3 protein-coding genes are annotated in these 3854 nt (G+C 64.1%); all 3 read right to left on the reverse strand.

Translation table 11 applies throughout. The features are described 5' to 3' along the window. Positions 1-130: 130 nt before the first annotated feature. Genes gshB through KBA32_RS16620 form a run of 3 tightly spaced genes read right to left on the reverse strand, consistent with a single transcriptional unit; the run spans position 131 to position 3757 of the window. Complete coding sequence (gene gshB / locus KBA32_RS16610; protein ID WP_294361357.1) at positions 131-1102, reverse strand: glutathione synthase; 972 nt, start codon at positions 1100-1102, stop codon at positions 131-133. Between the two features lie 44 nt (positions 1103-1146). Beyond that, positions 1147-2430, reverse strand: coding sequence for a glutamate--cysteine ligase (gshA, locus tag KBA32_RS16615; RefSeq protein ID WP_294361358.1), 1284 nt, complete (start codon positions 2428-2430; stop codon positions 1147-1149). 52 nt (positions 2431-2482) lie between these two features. Further along, positions 2483-3757, reverse strand: coding sequence for a class I SAM-dependent methyltransferase (locus tag KBA32_RS16620; RefSeq protein ID WP_294361360.1), 1275 nt, complete (start codon positions 3755-3757; stop codon positions 2483-2485). Positions 3758-3854 lie beyond the last annotated feature (97 nt).

Consider the following 3854-nt stretch of genomic DNA (forward strand, 5'->3'; position numbering starts at 1 on the left):
GGGCGCGCCCGCGCTTCGTCGAGACCGGCAATGAGGATCTCGACGCGCGTGCCGAAAACATAAGACTCCTGCTGGTGCAGTGGTGCCTTGCCGCACGCCGTCAGCAACAAACCGACGGCGAGAAGCAGGATCAGGCGGAAACAGGCGGTACAACAAGGGTGGGGCATGCGCGCTCCAGCGCGGCGATGAACATCGCCGCGGCGTCAAACCCGGTCTGCTCGCAGATCTCGACCATGCAGGTCGGGCTGGTGACGTTGATTTCGGTCAGCCAGTCGCCGATCACATCGATGCCGACGAAGAGCAGTCCGCGCTCGGCGAACACCGGCGCCAACGCTTCGGCAATCTCGCGGTCACGCGCGGAAAGCGGTCGGGCGACGCCGGTCCCGCCGGTCGCCAGGTTGCCGCGCGTCTCGCCTGCCTTCGGGATGCGCGCCAGGCTATAGGGGACGACTTCGCCACCGATGATCAGGATGCGCTTGTCGCCATCCGCAATTTCCGGGATGAAGCGTTGCGCCATGATCGTGCGCGTGCCGTCGGCGGTGAGCGTCTCGATGATCACGTTGCGGTTGGGATCGTCGTGGCGCACCCGGAAGATCTGGCGCCCGCCCATGCCGTCGAGGGGCTTCAAGATGGTGTCGCGCTGGATGTCGATGAAGGTATTGAGCGGGCCGGCCTCGCGCGCCACCAGCGTCGGCGCCGCGAACTCGGGAAACTCGAGCACCGAGAGCTTCTCGGAGTGGTCGCGCAGCGCCTGCGGCCGGTTGAAGACGCGCGCGCCTTCGGCCACGGCGCGGTCGAGCAGCCAGGTCGTCGTCACGTATTCGATGTCGAACGGCGGGTCCTTGCGCATGACGACCGCGGCGAAGTCGCGCAGCGGAACGACGTGGCGCGTGATCTCGACGCACCACTCGTCATCGTCGGTGAGCATTTCAAGATGCACCGCCTCGGCGCAGACGCCGTGCAGCGCGGACCAGTGGATGCCTGGCTGCTGGATGGTCCAGACGGCGTGACCGGCATCCTGCGCCGCACGCATCATGGCAATGCTCGAATCCTTGTAGGCCTTCAACGAATCCAGCGGGTCGACAATGAAAGCAAAGCGCATGAATGCAACTCCTGGTGGGTGTCTGTCGGAAACGGACCTACAGCTTACACAACCGCCGGCGCCGTGCGTTCGAGTTCGAGAGAAGCGGCGAGCAGCGCCAGGCGCGCGACGACGCCGTAGGCGTAGAAGCGGTTGGGCGGTGCGTCGGGCTTCTGGCAGCGGTCGGGCAGGCAACAGCTCGTTTCGAAGGCCAGCGGCTCGAAGTGCATGCCCGGCGCGTTCAGGTTCTCGTCGATGCCGCGCCCCGAATGCACGCGGTAGAAACCGCCGACGACGAAGCGGTCGATCATGTAAACCACCGGCTCGGCGACGCCATCGTTCACGCGTTCAAAGGTATGCACGCCTTCCTGGATGATCACCTGCGAGACGTTCATGCCTTCCTTGATCACCGACATCTTGTTGCGCTGCTTGCGGTTGAGGCCGGTGACCTCGGAGGCGTCCTTGACCGTCATCACGCCCATGCCGTAGGTGCCGGCATCGGCCTTGACGACGACGTAGGGCGTCTCGTCGATGCCGTACTCCTTGTACTTCTCGCGGATCAGCGTCAGCACGGCATCCACGTTGGAAGCGAGGCACTCCTCGCCCTGCCGCTCGTGGAAATTGACCGCGTTGCATACCGAGAAGTAGGGGTTGATCTGCCAAGGGTCGATGCCGACGAGCTTGCCGAACTTGTCGGCCACCTCGTCGTAAGCGGTAAAGTGGTTCGACTTGCGGCGCACCGCCCAGCCGGCGTGCAGCGGCGGCAGGACGTACTGGTCTTCAAGATTCCGCAGAACGTCGGGTATCCCGGCCGTCAGATCGTTGTTGAGCAGGACCGCACACGGATTGAAATCCTTGAGCCCGAGCCGGTTGCCGCTGCGTACGAGCGGTTCGAGCACGATCGACGTACCGTTCGGCAGGTCGACGGCCGTCGGCTGGTCGATTTCCGGCAGCAGCGACCCCAGGCGCACGTCCAGGCCGGTCAGGCGCAGGATATTGACGAGCTGGGCGACGTTCTGCAGGTAGAACAGGTTGCGCGTGTGATTCTCTGGAATCAGCAGCAGGCTCCTGGCATTCGGGCAGATCTTCTCGATCGCCGTCATCGCCGCCTGTACGCAGAGCGGCATGAACGCGGCGTTGAGGTTGTTGAAACCGCCCGGGAAGAGATTCATGTCGACCGGCGCCAGCTTGAAGCCGGCGTTGCGCAGATCGACCGAACCGTAGAAGGGCGGCGTGTGATCTTGCCACTGGCTGCGCAACCAGCGTTCGATGGTCGGCGCGGCGGCGAGGAATTTGGCTTCGAGTTCGAGCAGCGGGCCGGTGAGGGCCGTCGTCAGGTGAGGAACCATGCATGTCTCCAGTTCTCTTGCGGCCCGGAGAAGGCCATTGCGATCGGGACGATCAGAAGATTTTCTTCAGTCGATCCCACCAGGTCGTGCCGTCCTTGGGCTGGAATACGCGGAAGGATCTGGGCAACGGCGATTGCTCCAGGCTGCGCTGCGTGAAGAGAAAGCGCCCGTCGCAGACAAAGCCGAGGTCCACCCAATCGACGCGATTCAGTGCGTCGGCCAGGGCACGAACGTCGACAGTGGGGTCGTTCGGGAAAATGGCAAGTACCGCGCCATCGTAATTCGCACAATCGTGCACAAAGAAGGGCTGCGCGCGCCGCGTCTTGCCATTTACGTAGACGCGCGGCAGGTCCGAAACGTAGTAACCGCGCCCCCAGAGCCACCAGTTCGTTTCGGTGTATGGCTTGATGCGCCGGGAAATCAGCCGTTCCTTGTGCGGCAGCAACGCCTCGGGGGGCGGCTCGCCCGGCTCGCACCAGATCATGCGCCGCGTCAGGCCGTCAGCCACCGTCGACGAGCAGACGAAGTCGCGGTTGCCGGCCGCATCGCTGGTGTAGAGATCGTCGGCGCCCGATACCGCGCCGACCTTGACGAAGGCGATGTCGGAGAGGCGCAGCGGATAGTCGTGCCGGGTAAACAGGAGATGGCCGCCGCTTTCGAGGAAACGACGTTCTCCCCAAGGCGGCGCCGCGAGCGTTTCCGCCGTATCGGCGAACCCGAGCGCCGCGTAACGCGTCTGCCGCGTCAAATTGCCGCGCTCGAAACGCCAGATCGCGCAGTTGGGCGTCGCATCGTCGAAGAGGTGCAGATCGCCGAGGTCGATAAACTCGGTGATCGTCCCCAGTTCGAACATCAACCGGTTGAGCGGCACCGCCGAGGTCGCTTTCAGAAAGTCGCGCGGCGTGATGAAGATCAGTTCGCCTCCCGGCTCCAGCAGGCGCAGGCACTTCTCGATGAAGAACAGGTAGAGGTTGGCGCGCTTGTCGAGCACGGTGCCGCGCGCCAGACGCCGGGTACCCGGCGAGATGTCCTGATAACGCACGTAGGGCGGGTTGCCGATGATCGTCGCGAACGCCTCGTCGTCGGACAACTCGAAGAAGTTCATTACCTCGGCACCCGGCGGCGCATGGCGAGGATCGATCTCGATGCCGAGCGCGCCGGGGAGGTGCTGCAGGAAGGCGCCGTCGCCGCAGGCCGGTTCAAGGACGCGCCCGGTATTCCGTACCAGCTTGCGCATGCAGTCGACGATCGCCGGTGGCGTGAAGACCTGACCGAGGGCGGCTACTTCATAGTCGGATGGCGCGACGATAGCGGACGATGACGGCATGTTCCTGGTGGCGTTTACGAAAAGGAAGCCGAGTATACGCCCTTAAATGCGGCGATTTCGCGCTGTTAATGCCGTATCGAGCGCCGTCGGCTACCCC

This window comes from Propionivibrio sp. (assembly GCF_017995515.1).
Classification (GTDB): Bacteria; Pseudomonadota; Gammaproteobacteria; order Burkholderiales; family Rhodocyclaceae; genus Propionivibrio.

What these genes read in the sequence shown, in the direction of transcription:
- gshB (WP_294361357.1), bottom strand. Translation starts at nt 1,102, where the DNA reads ATGCGCTTTGCTTTCATTGTCGACCCGCTGGATTCGTTGAAGGCCTAC.
- gshA (WP_294361358.1), bottom strand. Translation starts at nt 2,430, where the DNA reads ATGGTTCCTCACCTGACGACGGCCCTCACCGGCCCGCTGCTCGAACTC.
- KBA32_RS16620 (WP_294361360.1), bottom strand. Translation starts at nt 3,757, where the DNA reads ATGCCGTCATCGTCCGCTATCGTCGCGCCATCCGACTATGAAGTAGCC.